Below are 18,958 nucleotides of genomic sequence, written 5' to 3' on the forward strand. Positions count from 1 at the left end.
CGGAGATGTGTATAAGAGACAGGGGGCGTGGGAGAAGTACCACGAGGTGGGGCCGACGCGGTTCTGAGGTGCGTGGGCTGCCGGGGCTGCGGCGGCTGCCGCTACGCCCAGCCGAGCTCGTGCAGCCGCTCGTCGTCGATGCCGTAGAAGTGGCCGATCTCGTGCACGAGGGTGGTGTGCACCTCGTCCTTGAGCTCCTCGACGGTGTCGCACTCGGCCAGGTGCTGCTTGCGGAACACCACGATGCGGTCGGGCAGCTCGCCGAAGCCGTACTGTCCGCGCTCGGTGGCTGCGATGCCGTCGTACACGCCGAAGAGCTCTTCGCCGTTCTCCGGTTCGTCCTCGACGACGAACACCACGTTGTCGAGCCCGTCGACCATCTCGTCGGGGAGCAGGTCGAGTTCGTCGGTCACGAGTTGCTCGAACGCGTCGGCGGACATCTCCATCACGGGTGGATCGTCCCACACCGCGCTGACCACTCGCGGCGAAGCCGCACGGCGCCGGAGGCGACCAGAAAAACACTGAGGGAGAGCCCCGGTTGCGTCACACGCAACAGGACTCTCCCTCGACTGGGGTGAATAACGGGTCTCGAACCCGCGACCTCCTAGACCACAACCAGGCGCTCTACCAACTGAGCTATATCCACCATGTTCGAACCGGCGGACCGGCGCGACCACTCAATAGTAGTACATGCGGGACGGGGTGCGGACCACCCGTGTCACTACTCGGCCGCGGGCTGCGCCAGCCGTGACTCCCACTTCGAAACGACGTCGGCCTGGACGGCACGCACGTCGTCCGTGCTCGGGCCGGGCTCGGCGACGAAGCCGGCGCGGCGGTAGTACTCGAGCTCGCGGATCGACTCGAGGATGTCCGCGAGGGCCCGGTGTCCGCCGTGCTTCTCCGGCGCGTTGAAGTACACGCGGGGGAACCAGCGGCGGCAGAGCTCCTTGATGCTCGACACGTCGACGCTGCGGTAGTGCAGGTGCCCGTCGACCCGCGGCATGTACTTCGACAGGAACGCACGGTCGGTGCCGATGGTGTTGCCGGCGAGGGGGGCGGAGCCCTCGGCGGGGACGTGCTCGAGGATGTACTCGAGCACCTGGTACTCGGCGTCCGCCAGGCTCACGCCGTTCGGGATCTCGTCGATGAGCCCCGAGGTGACGTGCATGTTCGTCACGAACTCGTTCATGTTGTCGAGCGCCGACTGGTCCGGTTTGATGACGATGTCGAACCCGGGGTGCACGGGCTCGAGGTCGAAGTCGGTGATGACCACGGCCACCTCGACGAGTTCGTCGACCTCGAGGTCGAGGCCGGTCATCTCGCAGTCGATCCAGACGAGGCGGTCATTCGCGGTTGCCATGTCCTCGATCCTATTCCCGACCCGCGTGCGTCCCGTACGTGCCGCTGCGCCCGCCCACGCGTGCCCGCCCGTTCCGTGCGTCGGATGCGCGAGCGGGCGAAATGCCGCGGTCGCCCTGCAGACGCACCCGGACATTCCGCCCGCTCGTCCGGGACGCGAGCCGCATGCGGTGCAGGCGGCCGCCTGGAGGGCCGGGGCGACCCCGGCAGGCCGACCCGCGCCTCCCGGCGGTCGCCCTCCACCCCGCCTGCCGCGCCGATCCCGCCCGCTCCCGCCTCCTCACCACGAGCGGGCGAAATGCCGCGGTCGCCCGGCGGACGCACCCGGGCATTTCGCCCGCTCGCCGACTGCGGCCGCGCTGCGGTCGCGGCTCCGCCCCGCCCGCGTCCAGCCGAGCGGGCGAAATGCCGCGGTCGCCCTGCGGACGGACCCGGATGTTTCGCCCGCTCGTCCGGGACGCGAGCCGCGGGCACCGCAGGCGGCTCCCTGGAGGCCCGTGGCGACCCCGGCAGGCCGCCCCGCGCCTCCCGGCAGTCGCTCTCCACCCCGCCTGCCGCACGGTTCTGGCCAGCCCCGCACGAGCGGGCGAAATGCCGGACTCGCTCTGCGGTCGAAGCCGGGCATTTCGCCCGCTCGCGGGTGGAGCGTGGAACGAGGGGCGAGCGAGCCCCCGCGCGGACGCACGAACGGGCGAAATGCCGGGGTGCCCACGGGGGACACTCCGGCATTTCGCCCGTTCGTGGAGAAGTGGGGAAAAGGGGGGGAAGGGGGAAGGCCCCCACCGCGCCCCTCGGCGGCTAGGCCATGTCGCCGGCGGTGATGGCCTCGGCCTCGACGCGCTCCGGCTCGGGACCGTCGTCGACGCGGCGGAGGACCCTGGTGGTGCAGAGGATCACGACGAAGGCGACCGCGACGGATGCACCCGCGAACACGTACGCGGCCGAGGGGGAGTACGCGTCGGCGAGCAGGGTCGCGACGGGCGGGGCGATGGCGCCGCCGATGAAGCGGACGGCGGAGTAGGCGCTCGAGGCGACGGAGCGGGGGAGGTCGGTGGCCTCCATGACGCACTCGGTGAGCACGGTGTTCAGGACACCGAGCACGAGGCCACCGATGACGACGCAGATGATCAGGCCGACCTGGGAGCGGACGACGAGGGCCGCGGCGAACAGGTCGAGCGCGAGCAAGGGCAGCGCGATCTTCAACACCGTCGTCCTCCGCATCCGGGCGGTGAGCATCGGGGCGACCCACACCGACGTGATCGCGAGACCGACACCCCAGCCGAAGAACGTGAACCCGATGCCGAGGGCGCCGAAGCCGAGTGGGAACGGCGTGTACGCCAGCAGGACGAAGGAGCCGATGTTGTAGAACAGCGCGGTCGCGGCGAGGGCGGCGAGTGCCGGACGGGTCAGGGCGCGGAAGGGAGCGGAGAGCTTCGTCGGCGTGGGCTTCTCGAGGCTGCCGGTCTTCAGCAGGGCGACGATGGCGATGAACGCGACGGCCATCAGGGTCGTGACGCCGAAGAACGGGCCGCGCCAGCTCACCGAGCCGAGCAGACCTCCGACCAGGGGACCGACGGCGATGCCGAGGCCGAGTGCTGCCTCGTACAGGATGATCGCCGAGGCGGTGCCGCCGGACGCTGCCCCGACGATGGTCGCGAGCGCGGTGGAGATGAAGAGCGCGTTGCCGAGGCCCCAGCCGGCACGGAAGTCGATGATGCTCCACACGCTGTTCGACGTCGCCGCGAGCACCGAGAAGAGCACGATCAGGGCGAGTCCGATGAGCAGGGTGCGCTTCGCACCGATGCGGCTGGAGACCCAGCTGGTGAAGAACATCGCGACGCCGGTGACGGCGAGGTAGCTCGTGAAGAGCAGTTCGGTCTGCGCGGGGGTCGCCTTGAGGGACGCCGCGATCGCCGGGAGGATCGGGTCGACGAGCCCGATGCCCATGAACGCGACGACGCAGGCGAAGGCGATCGCCCAGACCGCGGACGACTGCTTGAGGATGGAGCCGGACTGGCCGGCGGGTGCGTGGGCGTTCACGCGGGGATCTCCGTTCCGTTGGGGGTTGTCCGGGTGCGCTGGGCGATCAGGTTCGCCGCGTGGTGCAGGACGTCCCAGTCGTCGTCGGTCAGGTCGGCGAACAACGGACCGACCGTGCTGGTGAGGGTGGAGCGCCAGGAAGCGAGTCGTTCGCGTCCGGCCTCGGTGAGTTCGATGAGCTGCCCGCGGGAGTCGTCCGGGTCGACGCTGCGGCTGACCAGGCCGTCGGCGAGCATGCCGGCGACGAGTCGGGTCATCGTGGGCTGCGCCACACGGGAGGCGGCGGCCAGTTCTCCGAGTCGCAGGGGTTCGTCGGTCTCGAGGATGCCGAGCGTGCGCCAGACCGCGGTGGACGTGGTGTTGCCCGTCGACTGGACGGCGCTGCGGATCAGGCGGTTGACGGAGACGAGGAGGGTCTCGATCGTCTGCTCACGCGGTGTTTCCATAGCTGAACTATATAGCCGTGCTATGCATAGCGCAACGACGGGCTGGACAGACTGCACCAGCCGCCGCCTGGTAGAAGGGAGGCATGAGCGACATCACCATCCACGAAGGCGACGAGTACACCGCGATCTTCCACGGCGGCCCCTTCGACGGCACGACCGACACCCGCACCGCCACGAGCGACGCGCTGGACGACGAGGTCACGGTGTTCGCCGACGTCGAGGGCCTGCAGACGGCCTTCACCTACCGCGCCACCAAGTCCCGCCAGGTCCTCGACCAGATCTCGGTCGAGTTCACCTACGAGCCCGGCGAGTCCGACCCGGTCGACGACTTGCAGGACCGCGGCGACCGCAGCGGCGAGTTCGACCGGGAGTAGAACCCCCACCCGCCGCGTTGCAGGACCACATGCAGCTCGACCTCTGGACGTCCGCCTTCTGTGCGCCGTGCGCCGCCGCCCGCCGGGTGTCGGCCGAGGCCTCGGCGCTCGTCCCCGGGCTCACCGTGACCGAACGCGACGTGGCGGCACACCCCGACGACGCGGAAGACCTCGGTATCCGGTCCACGCCCACGATCATCGTGCGGCAGGACGACGGCACCGAGGTCTTCCGTTCACCCGGCGTCCCGACCCGTGACCAACTCCTGCTCGCGGTGGCCAAGGCGCTCTGAACGAGCCGCCGCCGCGGCCGGGGCAGCCGCCGCCGCAGCCGTCCCAGCGGCGGTCCCCGGCGCGGGCACAGCGGCCCGCGCCCCCGCACGCTGCGACGTCGGCGCCGCCACCACCACGGGCTCCGGCGGATCGACCAGCGCCCGCACGCGTCGTGCCAGACGCTTCGCGCCCCGGATCGGCGCCCCGATGCCCAGTGCCACCAGCCCGAGCGGGCTGCGATCGGCCCCACCGAGGGCGTTCTTCCGCTCCCACGCGCGTCGCAGCACCCCACCACGACTCCGCCGTGCCGGTGCTCGGTCCACCAACGTGCCGGCGTCCCGTCGGGCCATGAGCTCCACGAGCCGGTGCTGCCAGTCGTCCTCCGCGGCCGGGTGGAAGTAGTTGTCCCGCATCCACTCCGGCCGGACGACACCGAACCGTCCGTCGACCAGGTCGACGGCGTCACCCTCGAGGCCGCTCCCCACGAACACCTCGTTGATCAGGTGCCGCCCGATCCCGAAGTCGGTCAGCGTGAGCGCGGGCACGCCTCGCGCCGCCGCCTCGAGCACCGCGGTCGAGCTGATCGTCACGAGCGCCACCGCCCGGTCGAGGTGCTCGGCCATCGGGCCGCTCTCCACCACGAGGTTGGTCGGCGCGTCCGCGGGCACCAGGTCCGGGTAGGGGTGCTCCTCGCGGTGCGTCTGGTGCTCACCGGCCGCAGCGCGCGTCTTGATGACGACGCGCCACTCCGGGTGCGCCCGCGCCGTTTCGACGAGCCACCGCACGACGAGTGCCCGGTCGGCCCGCTCGAACGGCACACTCGGCTGCGCAGCGAAGACGACGGAGTCGCGGCCCGTCGAGCCCGCACCATCGCTTGCGCCGGCACCGCCGGTCGCGCCGGCACCCCGCGCGAAGGGCAGCGTGGCGAGCGCGAAGTGCGGCTCGACGCCGCCCTCGCGCGCCATCTCCTCGTACGCGCGGACCTCACGATGGCTGTGCAGCACGAACAGGTCGGCCCGGGCACGAAAGAAGATGCCCTTCCACTTGGACGGGAACGAGATCCCCGGCAGCCCCGACACCAGCACCGGCCGGTCCGGGATCCGCCGGTGCACCTCGTCGATCACGAGCTCGGCCACCGGTCCGATCAACGACACCAGGACGGCGTCCGGCGGGTCCTGTCGGAGCTCCTCGACGACGGCGTCGACGTCCTTCGGCGCGGGCGGTTCGCGGTGCAGGTGGGCGAGGCGCCGGTCCAGCCCGCGGAACGCCGACCGCAGCTGCTTCGTGCTCGCCGACCGCGGGGTCGCCACGGTGCGCAGCTCCAGGTCCCAGTCCGCCGGGGCGCTCGCCAGCAGGTGGGCGCCCCACTTCGCGAACGAGTCGGTGTCGACCAGGCCGACCACGCGTCGGACGCGTGGTGACGCGGCGGACGGGAGGCGCGCCTCCCGTCCGCCCGTCGACCCACCGCCGTCAGCCGGCGCGTCCAGGGCGCTGGTCCCGTCGACCGGGCCGGTCACGCGCCGACGCGACGCAGCTTCGCGAGCGGTGCCTGCTCGCCGGCGGTCGGATGGGGACTGCATCCGCTCACGCGCCGACGCGACGCAGCTTCGCGAGCGGTGCCTGCTCGCCGGGGAAGATCCTCTTGACGCCGTCGCCGAGGGCGGTCTCGATGATGCGGATGTCACGGGCGAGCGTCTTCAGGCCGTGCGGCTCGAGCGATGCAGCGTGGTCGGAGCCCCACATCGTGCGGTCGAGCGTGATGTGGCGCTCGACGGCCGTGGCACCGAGGGCGACCGCGGCGATGGAGATCTGCAGGCCGGGCTCGTGGCCGGAGTAGCCGACGGGGACGCCCGCGTAGCGGTGGGCGAGGGTGTCGATCATGCGGAGGTTCGCCTCCTCGGCCGGCAGCGGGTAGGTCGACGTCGCGTGCATGAGGACGAGGCGGTCGGTGCCGAGGGCCTCGACGGCGGCGTCGATCTGCTCGAGCGTGGACATGCCGGTCGACAGGATGACGGGCTTGCCGGTCGCGGCGACGGCGGCGAGCATGCCGAGGTCGGTGACGGACGCCGAGGCGATCTTGTAGGCGACGACGTTGAGGTCCTCGAGGAAGTCGACCGACGGCTCGTCCCACGGCGACGCGAACCAGTCGAGCCCGCGGAGGGTCGCGTGGTCACCGATCTCGATGTACTGGTCGCGGTCGAACTCGACCCGGTAGCGGTACTCCAGGTAGGTCATGTCGCCCCACGGGGTGCTGCGCGGGGTGTTCTTCATGTGCTCCGGCGTGGAGATCGCGGGAGTGCGCTTCTGGAACTTCACGGCCTGCAGGCCCGCGTCGGCAGCGACGTCGATGAGCTGCTTCGCGATGTCGACGTCGCCGTTGTGGTTGAGGCCGATCTCGCCGATGAGGTACGCGGGGTGGCCCGCGCCGATCGTGGACGTACCGATGGTGACGGTCATGGTGCTCCGTTCGGTGCGGGGGTGGCCCGCGTCGGGGATGGGTCTCGGGTCGTGGTGGGTGCTGGGGCCGGGTCGCCGACGCGTGCGTCGGTCAGCGCGCCGGGCGCGCCCGGCGCTTCGGCGAGGGCTTCGGCGAGGGCCAGGTCGGCCTCGTCGTCGATGTCGATCGCGCCCGCACCGTCGACGACGGCCAGCTCGACGCGGCCGTGGAACCGGTGCCGGTTCTCGAGGAACCCCGCCGTCCGCATCACGTAGAAGGCGCCGGTCTCGCGGTACTCGGGCTCCCGGTCCTGCCGGCGGGGCCTGGTCGCAGCGTCGTGGTTCACCGCGACCGCGGTGCCGTCCGGGGCGGTCCGCCACAGGAACGCGTGCGACGGCGTGGCGGCGAACACTGCGTCGGCGTGCCCGTCGATCACGCGCGCGACGGCGGCGTCGAGGTCGGCCGGGTCGATGAACGGCGAGGTCGCCTGCAGGAACACGAGGACCTCGGGCAGCGGCGTGCTGATCGCGTCGAGGACGTGCAGCAGGGCGGACTCCGAGGACGCCTCGTCACCGGCGAGCTCGGCCGGACGGCGGACCACGGCGGCACCGGCCGCGACGGCCTCGGCAGCGATGGCGTCGCCGTCGGTCGTGACGACCACCTGGTCGATGCGCGTTGCACGTCGTGCCGAGTCGACCGCCCGACGGACCAGCGAACGTCCCGCGACCGTGCGCAGGTTCTTGCCGGGGATCCCCTTCGACCCGGCACGTGCGGGCACGACGGCGAGGACGGAACCGGTGGTGCGCATGCCCCGGACGCTACGAAGCGCGGGTGTCGCGCAGGGGAACGGGGAGCAGACGGTGGCCGACCGTTGGGCGACCGCCGGGTCCTGTCACGGAGACGCGGCGGGGCGCGCATCGAGCGTCCGGTGGCCGCTCGCGGCTACAATCGACGCTGCTCGCCTCCGTAGCTCAGTGGATAGAGCAGGTGGTTTCTACCCACCGTGCCGCGGGTTCGATTCCTGCCGGGGGCGCCGAAGACGAACAGGGCCGCCATCCTCTCCGGATGGCGGCCCTGTTCTCGTCGTGGGGGTGGTTACTCGTCGTCGTCCGCGGCGCGGCGTCGGAGTTCGGCGGCGCTGATCGGCTGCGTGTACGGCGCCTCCGAGGTCTCGTTCGCGTCGGCGGGCTCGGCAGGGGCCTGGTTCAGACGCGTCGGGACGGACGTGGTGTTCGTCGCGCCGGGGGTGTCGACCCGGGGTGCCGATGCGGGCGGGACGTCGTTCGCGGGCGCCCGGTTGACGTGGGCGTCGGCCGCGGTGGGCGTCGCGACGGGGCGGTCGGACGAGGACGGACGGTCGTTCCGCGGAGCGCGGTCGGAGTCACCGAAGGCGCGGGTGGCGCCAGCGTCGCCGGACGCGCGAGTGGCGCTCGCGTCGCCGAAGGCCCGCGTGGCGCTGCCATCGTCCACGACCTCGGTGTCGTCCGTGCCGCGGCCCTGGACGGAGCGGGCGGGCGAGGTCGGGGTGCCGAGCGCCGGACGGACCGGGGGTGCAGCCTCGTCGTCGCCGTAGACGCGGGTGGTGTTCTCACCGAAGGAGCGCGTGGCGTTCTGGTCGGCGCTGCCGCGGTTCGGGTTCGTGGCGGCACCACGGTTCACGGAGAATGACGGGGTCGACCCGCCGGCGGCCCCGGCAGACGCAGCGGGCGCGGCAGCACCGGCTGCGGCTGCGGCAGCGGCAGCGGCAGCGGTCGGCGCCGGAGGAGTCGAGGGTGCGGACGCTGGGCGCTGCGCCGGACGCAAGGAAGTCGTCGTCGGGGTGGGACGCTCGGCGGGAGCAGCCGGCGCCGGGGCCTGTGCCTGTGCCTGTGCCTGCGTGCGCGGGGGCTCGGCCTGGTCGGCGTTCCAGTCCTGCTGGCGCTTGATCAGGTCGGCGTCGGGGTCCGGGGACTCGAACTTCCAGCGCTCGAGGTCGGCCTTGAAGAGCTTGCGCGCACGGCTCGGCCGCGCCTGCCAGTCGAGCAGGCGGTCACGGAACTCGGCGAGGGACTGGTCGGCCTGGAAGCTGAACGTCGACGAGTTCTTCTTGATGTCGGCGATCTCGTGCTGGGCCCAGTTGGCGGCCAGCGGCGCACCCTGCACGGGGAGCAGGCGCAGCCGGATGTCGGCGTCCTCGGCGAGGTGGTCCGCGTACGCACGCTCGTCGTGTCCGAGCGATCCCCACGCCGCTGCCTTGCGCGCAGCCGTCAGGATCGCGGCGACGGCCGCGTTCTTCGATTCCCGCTCCTGGAGCGCCACGACCCGCTTGGTCGCGCTGCGCCCGATGAGCGCCGCGATGACGCCCGCCACGACGATGGCGACGAAGGGGATCACAGCGCCCGAGAGCACCCGCCAACCCGTGTCGGACGAAGTCCAGTCGGTCAGGTCGTTCCACCAGTCCATGCGCGCACCATACCCACGGAACGGTCAGGCGTCGGGGAGGCCGGACGGCGTTCCGTGCATCCCGGCGCAGATGATTCCAATGTGGAACATCATGACCAGCGCAGGGTGTCCACGGCGTCGTCGGCGGACCACACGCTCGGCAGCTCGACGAACCGGCGCTCGGTCGCGACGTACCGGCGGGCACGGTAGGCGGTGTCGCCGGCGACGTCGATGCGGTCGACGTACCCGACGATCTCTCCGTTGGCCCGGGTGACCCGGCTCAGGTCGTCGCGGACGTCCAGGATGCGGTAGTCGCCCCGGGCACGGGCCAGCGGGACGGTGCGGATCCGCAGTGCGGGTTCGGTGATGGTCTGCATCGCTGGCCTCCTGGTCGGTGTGGTGCCGACGCTACGGGGGACCACCGACACGCCGAGGGGCAACGTCCGATCTGGGGAACAGGGTCCCCGCGCACACTGTTGTGGAGGAACGACGGGGCTGCACGGGCAGCCCGGAGAGAGGTTGTGGACATGACCACGTTCGTGCTCGCAGGTGGATGTTTCTGGTGTCTCGACGCCGTGTACCGCACGCTCCAGGGTGTGCAGGACGTGGTGTCGGGCTACGTCGGCGGACGGGTCGAGGACCCCTCGTACGAACTGGTGTGCACCGGGACGACGGGCCACGCCGAGGCGGTCGCGGTGACGTTCGACGAGTCGGTGATCCCGGCTGACGTGATCCTCGACGTCTTCTTCACGCTGCACGACCCCCGGCAGCTGAACCGCCAGGGGGCCGACGTCGGCACGCAGTACCGCTCGGCGATGTTCCCGGCCGACGACACGCAGCGCGAGCTGTTCGAGCGCGCCATCGAGCGGGCGTCGGACATCTGGGACGGCGGCATCGTCACCACCATCGAGCCGCTCTCGACGGTCTACACGGCAGAGGAGTACCACCAGGACTTCTTCGCGAAGAACCCCGGGCAGGGCTACTGCCTCGCAGTCGCGCTGCCCAAGGTGAACAAGGTCCGGAAGGCCTACAGTCAGTACATCCTGGCGTCCTGACCCCGGGGCGGCAGGGCCACGAGGAGGTGGTTCGACATGACGGACAACACGGGAACCTGGGTCGCGATCGGTCCGGCCGGAGCGGTGGGCAGCATCCACCGCGCGGCGGACGGGTTCCAGGTCGAGCTCTACGGGCGACGACGGGCGGGCGGGCCGTACCCGTCCCTCGAGTCCGCGAAGGGCGCGGTCCACGCCGCGCTCGGACCGTTGGCCGCCCGGCCCGAGTTCCGAGCGCACTGACCGGGTCCGGACAGGAGGCCCGGGGGACTCGTCCTCCACAGGTCGCCTGAACGGGTCCACACGCCACAGATCGAGCCCGGGGTCGCTGACACGACCCCGGGCTCCGTGACGATCGACGCATGAACGACATCATCACCGTCTGCGGAATCGTCGCCACCGAGCCCCGGCACCTCGTCACCGAGACCGGCATCGCCATCACGAGTCTCCGACTCGCCTCACCCTCGCGCCGCTGGGACCGGGCCACCGCCGCCTGGGTCAACGGCGCCACCAACTGGTACACCGTCACCGCGTTCCGGTCGCTCGCGTCGAACGTGTACAAGTCCCTGAAGAAGGGCGACCGGATCGTCGTCGCCGGACGGGTCCGCATCCGCACGTGGGAACGCGACGGTCGCGGCGGGACCTCGGTCGAGATCGACGCCGACGGAATCGGCCACGACCTGGCGTGGGGGATCAGCAACTGGCTGCGGGTGCCGCGGCAGGTCGGCGACGGCGCCTCGGGGCAGGGTGGTCTGCGCGGGGTGGACCCCCGCACCGGCGAGGTCCGCGACCCCGTGGGGCACGGCGCCGGTCACGGGGCGGAGCCGGACGGTCCGCACGACCACGCACCGGCGACCGAGCACGGTCCGGACGGTGACGGTGACGTCGACGGGGAGCACGGGGCACCGCCGCTCGGCGACGGCGAGGAGCCCGCGGGGCCGTCCGAGCACGTCCTCGAACAGGACGCCGCCCCCTGGGACCCCGCGCCACCCCTCGACGACCACGCCCACGACGCCGAAGCGTCCTGACCCGCACGCCGACCGGAGTCGGGGTGCGCGTCAGGCCGCCGGGGACGCGTGCGGTTCACCGCGTCGCGTCGGTCACCACTTCTGGGCGATCATCCCGATGCCGGAGACCTGGGCGGTGTCCCAGTTGCCGCCGCGGGGCAGCCCGGTCACGCGGCCGTCGATCGTGAAGCTGGCGCCCTGCACCCGCGGGCTGTTCGTCTGCTTCGCCTTCAGTCCGTGGAACGAGAAACTCGTGTCCCACTTGCCGTTCAGGCCCGTGTTCGACTTGCGGTCACCGACCGTGATGCGGGTGTTCTGCACCGTCGAGTGCACGACGTCACCGTTCAGGCGGGCGTTGGCCTCGGCGTTGAAGAACAGGCGACCGTCGAGGTTGAGCTTGAGGGTGCCGATCGTCTTGTGGTTCACGATCATCGTCGCGACGTCGTTCTTGTACCAGCGCATGCCGATGGGCGTGAGCTTGTTGGTGGCCGGGCCCAGGTAGCCGTAGGTGAACTTGCCGTTCTGCACGCGCTCCCAGATGTAGCGCGGCTTGCCCTTGCTCTGCGGGGAGCCCTTGTCCGACTGGATCCCGAACGCGTAGGCGTTGTTGTGGGCGTCGTGCACGTTGATGTACGACGAGTAGCCGGTGCCCGTGCCGTTGGCGCTGATGCTCGCCGTGTACAGCAGGTAGGGGCTGCCCTTCGGCACGGCACCGGCGGCCGATGCCGGCGACACCGGGGCGATGAGCGCGACGGTGAGTGCGATCGCTCCGACGAAGGGGAGTGCGAGGCGGCGGAGCCGCGACGGGGTCGTGGTCGTGTGCGTGGTCATGGTCCTCGTCCTGTCCGTGGTCCTGATCCTGGTCCTCGTCGTGGTGGGCGACGGGCCCGAGGTAGCGGGGTGAGGCCAAGCTACGTCGTCCGTGTCGCGAACAACAGGCTTGTTCGTACAGGTGCGGGAAGCGGCGATCCGGCGTCGGGCGAGCGGTGCTCCGACGGTGTCACTACACTTGGGGCCGATATGGCTGAGTACATCTACCAGATGGTCCGCGCCCGCAAGGCGGTCGGCGACAAGCTGATCCTCGACGACGTCACGATGTCGTTCCTCCCCGGTGCCAAGATCGGCGTCGTCGGACCGAACGGCGCGGGCAAGTCGACGATCCTGAAGATCATGGCGGGTCTCGACCAGCCGTCCAACGGCGAGGCGAAGCTCACGCCGGGCTTCAGCGTCGGCATCCTCATGCAGGAGCCGGAGCTCGACGAGAGCAAGACCGTGCTCGAGAACGTGCAGGAGGGCGTGGGCGAGATCCACGGCAAGCTCGCACGCTTCAACGAGATCTCGGCGCTCATGGCCGAGCCGGACGCCGACTTCGACGCGCTCCTGGCCGAGATGGGCACCCTGCAGGAGGACATCGACGCCGCCGACGCGTGGGACCTCGACTCCCAGCTCGAGCAGGCCATGGCCGCGCTGCAGTGCCCTCCGGGGGACGAACTCGTCACCCACCTGTCCGGTGGTGAGAAGCGCCGCGTCGCGCTCTGCAAGCTGCTGCTCCAGAAGCCCGACCTGCTCCTCCTCGACGAGCCCACCAACCACCTCGACGCCGAGAGCGTGCTCTGGCTCGAGCAGCACCTGCAGCAGTACCACGGTGCCGTCCTCGCCGTGACCCACGACCGGTACTTCCTGGACCACGTCGCCCAGTGGATCGCCGAGGTCGACCGCGGCCGCCTGTACCCGTACGAGGGCAACTACTCGACCTACCTCGAGAAGAAGCGTGCTCGCCTCGAGGTCCAGGGCAAGAAGGACGCCAAGCTCGCGAAGCGCCTGTCGTCCGAGCTCGACTGGGTCCGGAGCAACACCAAGGGTCGCCAGGCGAAGTCGAAGGCCCGTCTCGCCCGGTACGAGGAGATGGTCACCGAGGCCGAGCGCACCCGCAAGCTCGACTTCGAGGAGATCGTGATCCCGGTCGGCCCGCGTCTGGGTTCGCAGGTCATCGACGCCGAGCACCTGCGCAAGCAGTTCGGTGAGCGCGTCATCATCGGCGACCTGTCGTTCACGCTGCCCCGCAACGGCATCGTCGGCGTCATCGGCCCGAACGGTGTCGGCAAGACCACGCTCTTCAAGACGATCGTCGGCCTCGAGCCCCTCGACGGCGGCACGCTGAAGATCGGCGACACGGTCGACATCTCGTACGTCGACCAGAGCCGTGGTGGCATCGACCCGAACAAGAACCTGTGGGAGGTCGTGTCCGACGGACTCGACTACATCCAGGTCGGCAAGACCGAGATCCCGTCCCGCGCCTACGTGTCGCAGTTCGGCTTCAAGGGCCCGGACCAGCAGAAGCGCGCCGGCATCCTGTCCGGTGGTGAGCGCAACCGTCTGAACCTGGCGCTGACGCTCAAGCAGGGCGGCAACCTGCTGCTCCTCGACGAACCGACCAACGACCTGGACGTCGAGACGCTCGGCAGCCTCGAGAACGCCCTGCTCGAGTACCCCGGTTGCGCCGTGGTCATCACCCACGACCGGTGGTTCCTCGACCGCATCGCCACGCACATCCTGGCGTGGGAGGGCCTCAACGAGGACGGCACGCCGAACTGGTACTGGTTCGAGGGCAACTTCGAGGCCTACGAGGAGAACAAGATCGAGCGCCTCGGTGCCGATGCCGCGAAGCCCGGTCGCGCGACGTACCGCAAGCTCACCCGCGACTGATCCTCGTGGCGAGACTGCACGCTCCCATCCGCATGCGGTGGAGCGACATCGACGCCTACGGTCACGTCAACAACTCCGCGATGCTGCGCCTCCTCGAAGAGGCGCGCATCGTGGGGTTCTGGGGTGCTGACCCCGGTGAGGACCCCGACGGTGACCTGCCCGAGCCGATCATCGACGGTCGGCCGGGTTCCGGCACCATGACGGTGATCGCCGGCCAGCGCCTCGAGTACCTGGCGTCGATCCCGTACCTCCGCCAACCGCTCGACATCCAGATGTGGATCGGGCGGCTCGGGGGCGCGAGCATCGACGTCTCGTACGAGGTCTGGTCGCCGGTGGGGCAGCACCCCGCCGTCCTGTACACCCGGGCGACGACGGCACTCGTGATGGTCGACGCGGCGACGAACCGTCCGCGTCGGCTGACCGACACCGAGCGTGCCGCGTGCGAGCGCTACCTCGAGGCACCGGTGCAGTTCAGCCGGCCGTAGGCACCCGCATCATGCCCTCCTGGGCGACGGTGGCCAGCAGCTGACCGTCGCGGGAGAACATCCGGCCGAACGCGAGTCCCCGTCCGCCCTGTGCGCTCGGGGACTCCTGCGTGTACAGGATCCACTCGTCGGCGCGACCGTCGCGGTGCCACCACATGGCGTGGTCGAGGCTCGCGCTCTTGACCCCCGGGGTGCCCCAGGCGACGCCGTGCCGCCGCATGATCGGCTCGAGGATCGACAGGTCGCTCGCGTACCCGAGCACCGCACGGTGGAGCGCCGGGTCGTCCGGCAGGTCGCCCTGCACGCGGAACCAGACCGCCTGGTGCGGCACGTGCTCGCCCTGCACGTCGACGAACACCGGGCCCTCGACGTGGCGCAGGTCGATGGACCGCGCGGCCCAGGCACGTGCGACCGGGTGGTCGATCGCGGACAGGATCGACGCGGCCGACGGCAGGGACTCCGGGTCCGGGGTGTCCACCGGGTACGGGTCCTGGTGCTCGATGCCGGTGTCTGGCACCTGGAACGACGCGATCATCGAGAAGATCGGGACACCGCGCTGGTACGCCTGCACGCGTCGGGCCGCGAACGAACGACCGTCGTGGATGCGCTCGACCCCGAAGGTGATCGGCACGTCGATGTCGCCGGGCCGCAGGAAGTAGCCGTGCATCGAGTGGACGTCGCGTCCCTCGATCGTGCGCTGCGCGGCGACGATGCACTGCGCCAGCACCTGCCCGCCGAACACCCGTCCGCCGGGGGACCAGTGGCTGGCACCGGTCAGGATCGTCTCGCCCGTGCTCGCGCCGGTGTCCTCGAGTCGCAGGGTCCGCAGGAAGTCGGGTTCGCCGTTCACGCTGTGCAGTCTACGAACGGCCGCCCGACCCCGTCGCAGGTCGTCGCGCTCAGGTGCGGCGGCGTCGACGGCCAGTAGGATCGAGGACGACATGGGCAACTCGTTCACGCTTCCCGACGCCGCCTCACTCGGTGACCTCCGCACGTACCTCGGACGTGCCGCTCGGATCGAGGACGGCTCGGTCCGGCTCATCGCCGACTCCGGCGTCCTGGCCGTCTACACGGCGATCCTCTACCCGCTCGGGTTGCTCGACGAACTGCCGACGGTGCTCGGGCTCCGCACGTTCTCGCTCACCGAGCCGGCGTCGATCGACACCGTGGTCCCGCTGCAGTCGCTCCTCGAGCGCCTCCGCCTGCTGGCCGAGGCGCAGGACGCCGAACACGCCGAGGGTGCCGACCCCACGCGGGCCACCCCGATCGAGGTCGAGCTGCCGCACGAGGTGCACACCGTGACGTGGGCGGCCATCTCCCCGCCCCGCGGTGGCTGGGTCCCGCTGCCGGACGTCTCACCGGAACTCCTCCGCCGCGCCACCCGCGACGGCATCGCCGAGGTCGCCGACGCCGTGCCGTCCAACGCCGGCGAGGCCATCGTCCGACGGATCCGTGCCGAGGTCTGGGGCCGACCGGTTCCCGGCGTCGAGCACCTGCCCGCCGGTGCGGGCTTCGCGGGCGAGAGCCTCGGGTTCCTCGGGCACGACCCGGTCCGGCTGTTCGAGACGGGTCCGTGGAGCCGACTCACGACCTCGCGCGGCCACGTGCTCGTCAAGCGCCGCGCCTGGACCCTGAGCTCCTAGCAAAGACGACGGCAACGACGACCGCGACGCCGCCCGGGCGCCGTGGTTGGCTGGCCGCATGCACGTCTTCCTCACCGGTGCGTCCGGGTACATCGGCTCCTCCGTCCTCCGCTCCCTCGTGGCCCACGGCGACGAGGTCACCGCGCTCGTCCGGTCCGACGAGAAGGCCCAGCACGTCCGTGACGCCGGTGGCCGGGCCCTGGTCGGCGACGTCACCGACACCGACGTCGTCGAACGCCTGCTGCACGAGAGCGAGGGCGTCGTCCACACGGCATCGGCTCCGGACGTCGACCCGGACTTCATCCGCACCGCGATCGGTGCCCTGGCCGGCACACCGAAGCCGTTCGTGCACACCGGCGGCATCTTCACCTTCGGTGACTCGACGGACATCTCCGAGCAGTCGCCGATCGACCCGCCGCCCTTGACCGCCTGGCGCGGACCGAACGAGGCGCTGCTTCGGGCAAGCGACGTGCGGAGCACCATCGTCGCCCCCGGCATCGTGTACGGGCGCGGCGCCGGCATCCCGGCGATGTTCGTCAGCGACGGCGAGCAGCCGGTGCAGCTGGTGGGCGACGGCTCGCAGCGCTGGACGACGGTGCACGTCGACGACCTCGGCGAGCTCTACGTCCTCGCGCTGCACCGCGGCGAGCCCGACGGGTACATCGTCGCCGCGACCGGCGACAACCCGACCGTCCGGCAGATCGCCGAGGCCGGGGCCCACGGTGCACCGGTCGTCGCCGAGAGCGTCGACGCGAGCCGCGAACGGCTCGGGCGGGACTTCGCCGACGCCCTGCTGCTGCACCAGGAGGCGTCCGGCGCACACGCCCGGTCGGCCTTCGGCTGGCGGCCGTCGCGGCCGTCCCTGGTCGAGGACCTCGCCTCCGGCTCGTCCGTGCGCTGACCCGCGCTGCCCGAAGACGCCGGCGTCCCGCGGGCACGAGACGCGGGAACCGACGGACGGGAGGCCCGTGGCGGCGCCGCCACGGGCCTCCCGTTCGCCGCTCGCGACGATCACTGCACGCCGGCGTCAGCGGACGACGCCGCGGGAGCGTCGAGACGCCGCCGGATTCGGCGGCGTCTCGACGACACGACGGCGTGTGCCGCGCGCGTCAGTCGAAGGTGTTCGTCATCGCGTGGGCAGCGCGGTCGAGGTAGCCCCAGAGTTCGGCTTCGTCGAGGGGTGCGAGCTCGAGCGACTCGACCGCCTCGTGCATGTGGTGGAGCCAGCGTTCCCGCGCCTCGGACGTGATGCGGAACGGGTTGTGCCGCATCCGCAGGCGGGGGTGGCCGCGCTGCTCGCTGTAGGTGCCCGGGCCGCCCCAGTACTGCTGCAGGAAGGCGGAGAGGCGCCAGATCGCACCCTCGAGGTCGTCGGCCGGGTACATCGGCCAGATGACCTCGTCCTGCTGCACGCCCTCGTAGAAACGCCGGACGAGCCGGTCGAAGGTCGGGGCGCCGCCGATCCGCTCGTACAGCGACCCGGTGGCCGAGGCGCCGTGCTCCCCGACGCGCAGGGTGATCGGCTGCGCCGGGACGCCGACCGAGCCGGGCATGCCGAGCGAGCCGCGTGCTGCGGGCCCGCCCGTGCCGCTCGGGGGTGTGGGGTCGGTCATCGGGGGTCCTTCCCGCTGTCGGGGTCGTCCGTGCGGATCGGCTGCCCGAGGATGTTGCGCTTGGTCCGCCGGGGCTTGGTGGGTGCCGGCGTCGGCTGGGTGCGGACGGTGCGCAGGCCGTTGATCGAGGTGGCGTTCTCCCAGCCCTCGGGCATGATCATCGCCATCGCCGGCAGGGTGATGCCGAGTTCGTCGACGGCGTGCTTCAGGCGGGTGCGGAGCTCCCGGCCCACGACGTCGAGCTCGGACGCCCGGGTCTTCACGACCAGTCGGAAGACCATGCCGGCGTCGGTGATCGACTGCAGGCCCCAGATCTCCGGCTTCTCGACGATCCGCTGCCGCCAGCGGGACTCCTGGGACATCGTGACGGCCGCCTTGAGCAGGGCGTCCTGCACGGCGTCGATGTCGGTGTCGTAGGGCACGGTGATGTCGACCAGCACGCGCGACCAGCCCTGCGAGAGGTTGCCGACGCGCAGGATCTGGCCGTTCGGCACGAACCACAGGATGCCGTTCACGTCGCGGATCTGCATGACGCGCAGCCCGACGTTCTCGACGACGCCGGTGGCCTGACCGGTGTCGACGACGTCTCCGACGCCGGCCTGGTCCTCGAGGATCATGAAGATGCCGGACAGCAGGTCCTTCACGATGGACTGGGCGCCGACGGCGAGGCCGGCTGCGACGAGGGACGCACCACCGACGATGCCGACCGCGGCGCCCTTCCACACAGCAGTGGCGATGATGACGAGTGCGATCGCGACCACGACGACGGTGGCGAGGTTCTCGAGGACGCTGCCGAGCGTCCGGGTGCGCTGGACGACCCGAGCGGTCTGCACGGGCGACGCGATGAGGGCCTGGGTGTCAGCGGCTCCCTGGCGCTTCTTGACGCCGTTCACGATCCGGTCGACGACCTGCTTGATCATCCGGCGCAGGATCAGCCGGAGGATGATCGCGGCGATGATCGTGATGACGATCGTGATCGGTGCCTGCCAGGTGTCGACGAAGTCCGTGAACGCGTTCGAGACCAGTTTGGACGTGTCTTCGGTCGTTGCAGCCAAGTTCATATCCGGTCGATGCTAAGCGGCGGGGCCTCGGCATCCCTGGAGGA

Annotated in this window: 22 protein-coding genes and 2 tRNA genes; 10 read left to right on the forward strand and 14 right to left on the reverse strand. The window is 71.0% G+C overall.

The genetic code is table 11. The features are described from left to right. Positions 1-101 precede the first annotated feature (101 nt). The 5 genes from DEJ01_RS03925 to DEJ01_RS03945 form a co-directional block, all read right to left on the reverse strand. Positions 102-446 (reverse strand): metallopeptidase family protein, encoded by a 345-nt coding sequence (locus DEJ01_RS03925; RefSeq protein ID WP_035807616.1) that lies wholly within the window; start codon positions 444-446, stop codon positions 102-104. A 124-nt stretch (positions 447-570) separates the two neighbouring features. Then, positions 571-646: transfer RNA gene (locus DEJ01_RS03930), tRNA-His, on the reverse strand. Between the two features lie 75 nt (positions 647-721). Continuing rightward, on the reverse strand, positions 722-1,360 hold the full coding sequence (gene orn / locus DEJ01_RS03935; RefSeq protein WP_111092264.1) for an oligoribonuclease: 639 nt from the start codon (positions 1,358-1,360) through the stop codon (positions 722-724). A 797-nt stretch (positions 1,361-2,157) separates the two neighbouring features. Continuing rightward, on the reverse strand, positions 2,158-3,399 hold the full coding sequence (locus DEJ01_RS03940) for an MFS transporter (RefSeq protein ID WP_111092265.1): 1,242 nt from the start codon (positions 3,397-3,399) through the stop codon (positions 2,158-2,160). Next, positions 3,396-3,845: a MarR family winged helix-turn-helix transcriptional regulator gene (locus DEJ01_RS03945; RefSeq protein ID WP_110864908.1), complete on the reverse strand. Its 450-nt coding sequence runs from the start codon at positions 3,843-3,845 to the stop codon at positions 3,396-3,398. The genes DEJ01_RS03940 and DEJ01_RS03945 overlap by 4 nt, the downstream gene beginning before the upstream one ends. A gap of 83 nt (positions 3,846-3,928) precedes the next feature. On the opposite strand from DEJ01_RS03945, the gene DEJ01_RS03950 reads away from it, so the two are divergent. Both DEJ01_RS03950 and DEJ01_RS03955 read left to right on the forward strand, forming a co-directional pair. Further along, positions 3,929-4,219, forward strand: coding sequence for a hypothetical protein (locus DEJ01_RS03950; protein ID WP_071405508.1), 291 nt, complete (start codon positions 3,929-3,931; stop codon positions 4,217-4,219). A 29-nt stretch (positions 4,220-4,248) separates the two neighbouring features. Beyond that, positions 4,249-4,509, forward strand: a complete 261-nt coding sequence (locus tag DEJ01_RS03955; RefSeq protein WP_027464648.1) for a thioredoxin family protein — start codon at positions 4,249-4,251, stop codon at positions 4,507-4,509. On the opposite strand, the gene DEJ01_RS03960 is transcribed toward DEJ01_RS03955, so the two are convergent. The 3 genes from DEJ01_RS03960 to DEJ01_RS03970 form a co-directional block, all read right to left on the reverse strand. Beyond that, positions 4,453-6,006, reverse strand: coding sequence for a DUF6716 putative glycosyltransferase (locus DEJ01_RS03960; protein ID WP_111092266.1), 1,554 nt, complete (start codon positions 6,004-6,006; stop codon positions 4,453-4,455). The two genes, DEJ01_RS03955 and DEJ01_RS03960, sit on opposite strands and share 57 nt — an antisense overlap. 67 nt (positions 6,007-6,073) lie before the next feature. Continuing rightward, complete coding sequence (locus DEJ01_RS03965; RefSeq protein WP_071405510.1) at positions 6,074-6,946, reverse strand: N-acetylneuraminate synthase family protein; 873 nt, start codon at positions 6,944-6,946, stop codon at positions 6,074-6,076. Then, on the reverse strand, positions 6,943-7,734 hold the full coding sequence (locus DEJ01_RS03970) for a cytidylyltransferase domain-containing protein (RefSeq protein WP_111092267.1): 792 nt from the start codon (positions 7,732-7,734) through the stop codon (positions 6,943-6,945). The genes DEJ01_RS03965 and DEJ01_RS03970 overlap by 4 nt, the downstream gene beginning before the upstream one ends. 152 nt (positions 7,735-7,886) lie before the next feature. On the opposite strand from DEJ01_RS03970, the gene DEJ01_RS03975 reads away from it, so the two are divergent. Continuing rightward, positions 7,887-7,959: transfer RNA gene (locus tag DEJ01_RS03975), tRNA-Arg, on the forward strand. 62 nt (positions 7,960-8,021) lie between these two features. On the opposite strand, the gene DEJ01_RS18055 is transcribed toward DEJ01_RS03975, so the two are convergent. Both DEJ01_RS18055 and DEJ01_RS03985 read right to left on the reverse strand, forming a co-directional pair. Continuing rightward, positions 8,022-9,368 (reverse strand): hypothetical protein, encoded by a 1,347-nt coding sequence (locus tag DEJ01_RS18055; RefSeq protein WP_181438348.1) that lies wholly within the window; start codon positions 9,366-9,368, stop codon positions 8,022-8,024. A gap of 89 nt (positions 9,369-9,457) precedes the next feature. Then, positions 9,458-9,724, reverse strand: coding sequence for a hypothetical protein (locus DEJ01_RS03985; RefSeq protein WP_017886047.1), 267 nt, complete (start codon positions 9,722-9,724; stop codon positions 9,458-9,460). 150 nt (positions 9,725-9,874) lie between these two features. Between DEJ01_RS03985 and msrA the strand changes: the two genes are divergently transcribed. The 3 genes from msrA (at position 9,875) to DEJ01_RS04000 (ending at position 11,427) form a co-directional block, all read left to right on the forward strand. After that, positions 9,875-10,402 (forward strand): peptide-methionine (S)-S-oxide reductase MsrA, encoded by a 528-nt coding sequence (gene msrA / locus DEJ01_RS03990; RefSeq protein ID WP_111092399.1) that lies wholly within the window; start codon positions 9,875-9,877, stop codon positions 10,400-10,402. 36 nt (positions 10,403-10,438) lie between these two features. Continuing rightward, positions 10,439-10,642: a hypothetical protein gene (locus DEJ01_RS03995; RefSeq protein WP_027464651.1), complete on the forward strand. Its 204-nt coding sequence runs from the start codon at positions 10,439-10,441 to the stop codon at positions 10,640-10,642. A 119-nt stretch (positions 10,643-10,761) separates the two neighbouring features. Next, positions 10,762-11,427 carry a single-stranded DNA-binding protein gene (locus DEJ01_RS04000; protein ID WP_111092268.1) on the forward strand — a complete coding sequence of 222 codons (666 nt, stop codon included), beginning with the start codon at positions 10,762-10,764 and terminating at the stop codon, positions 11,425-11,427. Between the two features lie 72 nt (positions 11,428-11,499). Here the strand turns inward: DEJ01_RS04000 and DEJ01_RS04005 are convergent, their stop codons facing one another. Beyond that, the gene (locus tag DEJ01_RS04005) at positions 11,500-12,237 is read right to left on the reverse strand and encodes a hypothetical protein (RefSeq protein ID WP_111054842.1); all 738 of its coding nucleotides are present in this window, start codon (positions 12,235-12,237) and stop codon (positions 11,500-11,502) included. Positions 12,238-12,426: 189 nt separating this feature from the next. On the opposite strand from DEJ01_RS04005, the gene ettA reads away from it, so the two are divergent. Continuing rightward, entirely contained in the window at positions 12,427-14,112 is a 1,686-nt protein-coding gene (gene ettA, locus DEJ01_RS04010; RefSeq protein ID WP_111030561.1) for an energy-dependent translational throttle protein EttA, read from the forward strand. Between the two features lie 32 nt (positions 14,113-14,144). Further along, the gene (locus DEJ01_RS04015; protein WP_111092269.1) at positions 14,145-14,597 is read left to right on the forward strand and encodes a thioesterase family protein; all 453 of its coding nucleotides are present in this window, start codon (positions 14,145-14,147) and stop codon (positions 14,595-14,597) included. On the opposite strand, the gene DEJ01_RS04020 is transcribed toward DEJ01_RS04015, so the two are convergent. Further along, the gene (locus DEJ01_RS04020; RefSeq protein WP_111030580.1) at positions 14,584-15,447 is read right to left on the reverse strand and encodes an acyl-CoA thioesterase II; all 864 of its coding nucleotides are present in this window, start codon (positions 15,445-15,447) and stop codon (positions 14,584-14,586) included. The genes DEJ01_RS04015 and DEJ01_RS04020 overlap by 14 nt on opposite strands. 91 nt (positions 15,448-15,538) lie before the next feature. Between DEJ01_RS04020 and DEJ01_RS04025 the strand changes: the two genes are divergently transcribed. Both DEJ01_RS04025 and DEJ01_RS04030 read left to right on the forward strand, forming a co-directional pair. Further along, a complete protein-coding gene (locus tag DEJ01_RS04025) occupies positions 15,539-16,240 on the forward strand; it encodes a hypothetical protein (protein ID WP_071405518.1) in 702 nt (233 codons plus the stop codon). A 58-nt stretch (positions 16,241-16,298) separates the two neighbouring features. Further along, positions 16,299-17,141 (forward strand): NAD(P)H-binding protein, encoded by an 843-nt coding sequence (locus DEJ01_RS04030; protein WP_111092270.1) that lies wholly within the window; start codon positions 16,299-16,301, stop codon positions 17,139-17,141. Positions 17,142-17,349: 208 nt separating this feature from the next. Here DEJ01_RS04030 and DEJ01_RS04035 read toward each other — a convergent pair whose 3' ends face one another. Beyond that, positions 17,350-17,793, reverse strand: coding sequence for a globin (locus tag DEJ01_RS04035; protein ID WP_258375645.1), 444 nt, complete (start codon positions 17,791-17,793; stop codon positions 17,350-17,352). A 56-nt stretch (positions 17,794-17,849) separates the two neighbouring features. Beyond that, positions 17,850-18,914 (reverse strand): mechanosensitive ion channel family protein, encoded by a 1,065-nt coding sequence (locus DEJ01_RS04040; protein WP_111057866.1) that lies wholly within the window; start codon positions 18,912-18,914, stop codon positions 17,850-17,852. Positions 18,915-18,958: the final 44 nt, after the last annotated feature.

Source organism: Curtobacterium sp. MCLR17_040 (genome assembly GCF_003234735.1).
GTDB lineage: Bacteria > Actinomycetota > Actinomycetes > Actinomycetales > Microbacteriaceae > Curtobacterium > Curtobacterium flaccumfaciens.

Bases quoted from the DNA above. Each gene is read 5' to 3' on its own strand.
- DEJ01_RS04000 (WP_111092268.1), top strand. From the start codon at position 10,762: ATGAACGACATCATCACCGTCTGCGGAATCGTCGCCACCGAGCCCCGG.
- DEJ01_RS03985 (WP_017886047.1), bottom strand. From the start codon at position 9,724: ATGCAGACCATCACCGAACCCGCACTGCGGATCCGCACCGTCCCGCTG.
- DEJ01_RS04035 (WP_258375645.1), bottom strand. From the start codon at position 17,793: ATGCCCGGCTCGGTCGGCGTCCCGGCGCAGCCGATCACCCTGCGCGTC.
- DEJ01_RS03995 (WP_027464651.1), top strand. From the start codon at position 10,439: ATGACGGACAACACGGGAACCTGGGTCGCGATCGGTCCGGCCGGAGCG.
- DEJ01_RS03955 (WP_027464648.1), top strand. From the start codon at position 4,249: ATGCAGCTCGACCTCTGGACGTCCGCCTTCTGTGCGCCGTGCGCCGCC.
- DEJ01_RS03925 (WP_035807616.1), bottom strand. From the start codon at position 446: ATGGAGATGTCCGCCGACGCGTTCGAGCAACTCGTGACCGACGAACTC.
- DEJ01_RS04025 (WP_071405518.1), top strand. From the start codon at position 15,539: ATGGGCAACTCGTTCACGCTTCCCGACGCCGCCTCACTCGGTGACCTC.
- DEJ01_RS04015 (WP_111092269.1), top strand. From the start codon at position 14,145: ATGCGGTGGAGCGACATCGACGCCTACGGTCACGTCAACAACTCCGCG.
- DEJ01_RS03965 (WP_071405510.1), bottom strand. From the start codon at position 6,946: ATGACCGTCACCATCGGTACGTCCACGATCGGCGCGGGCCACCCCGCG.
- DEJ01_RS03970 (WP_111092267.1), bottom strand. From the start codon at position 7,734: ATGCGCACCACCGGTTCCGTCCTCGCCGTCGTGCCCGCACGTGCCGGG.
- DEJ01_RS03945 (WP_110864908.1), bottom strand. From the start codon at position 3,845: ATGGAAACACCGCGTGAGCAGACGATCGAGACCCTCCTCGTCTCCGTC.
- DEJ01_RS04040 (WP_111057866.1), bottom strand. From the start codon at position 18,914: ATGAACTTGGCTGCAACGACCGAAGACACGTCCAAACTGGTCTCGAAC.
- orn (WP_111092264.1), bottom strand. From the start codon at position 1,360: ATGGCAACCGCGAATGACCGCCTCGTCTGGATCGACTGCGAGATGACC.
- DEJ01_RS18055 (WP_181438348.1), bottom strand. From the start codon at position 9,368: ATGGACTGGTGGAACGACCTGACCGACTGGACTTCGTCCGACACGGGT.
- ettA (WP_111030561.1), top strand. From the start codon at position 12,427: ATGGCTGAGTACATCTACCAGATGGTCCGCGCCCGCAAGGCGGTCGGC.
- DEJ01_RS04030 (WP_111092270.1), top strand. From the start codon at position 16,299: ATGCACGTCTTCCTCACCGGTGCGTCCGGGTACATCGGCTCCTCCGTC.
- DEJ01_RS04005 (WP_111054842.1), bottom strand. From the start codon at position 12,237: ATGACCACGCACACGACCACGACCCCGTCGCGGCTCCGCCGCCTCGCA.
- msrA (WP_111092399.1), top strand. From the start codon at position 9,875: ATGACCACGTTCGTGCTCGCAGGTGGATGTTTCTGGTGTCTCGACGCC.
- DEJ01_RS03950 (WP_071405508.1), top strand. From the start codon at position 3,929: ATGAGCGACATCACCATCCACGAAGGCGACGAGTACACCGCGATCTTC.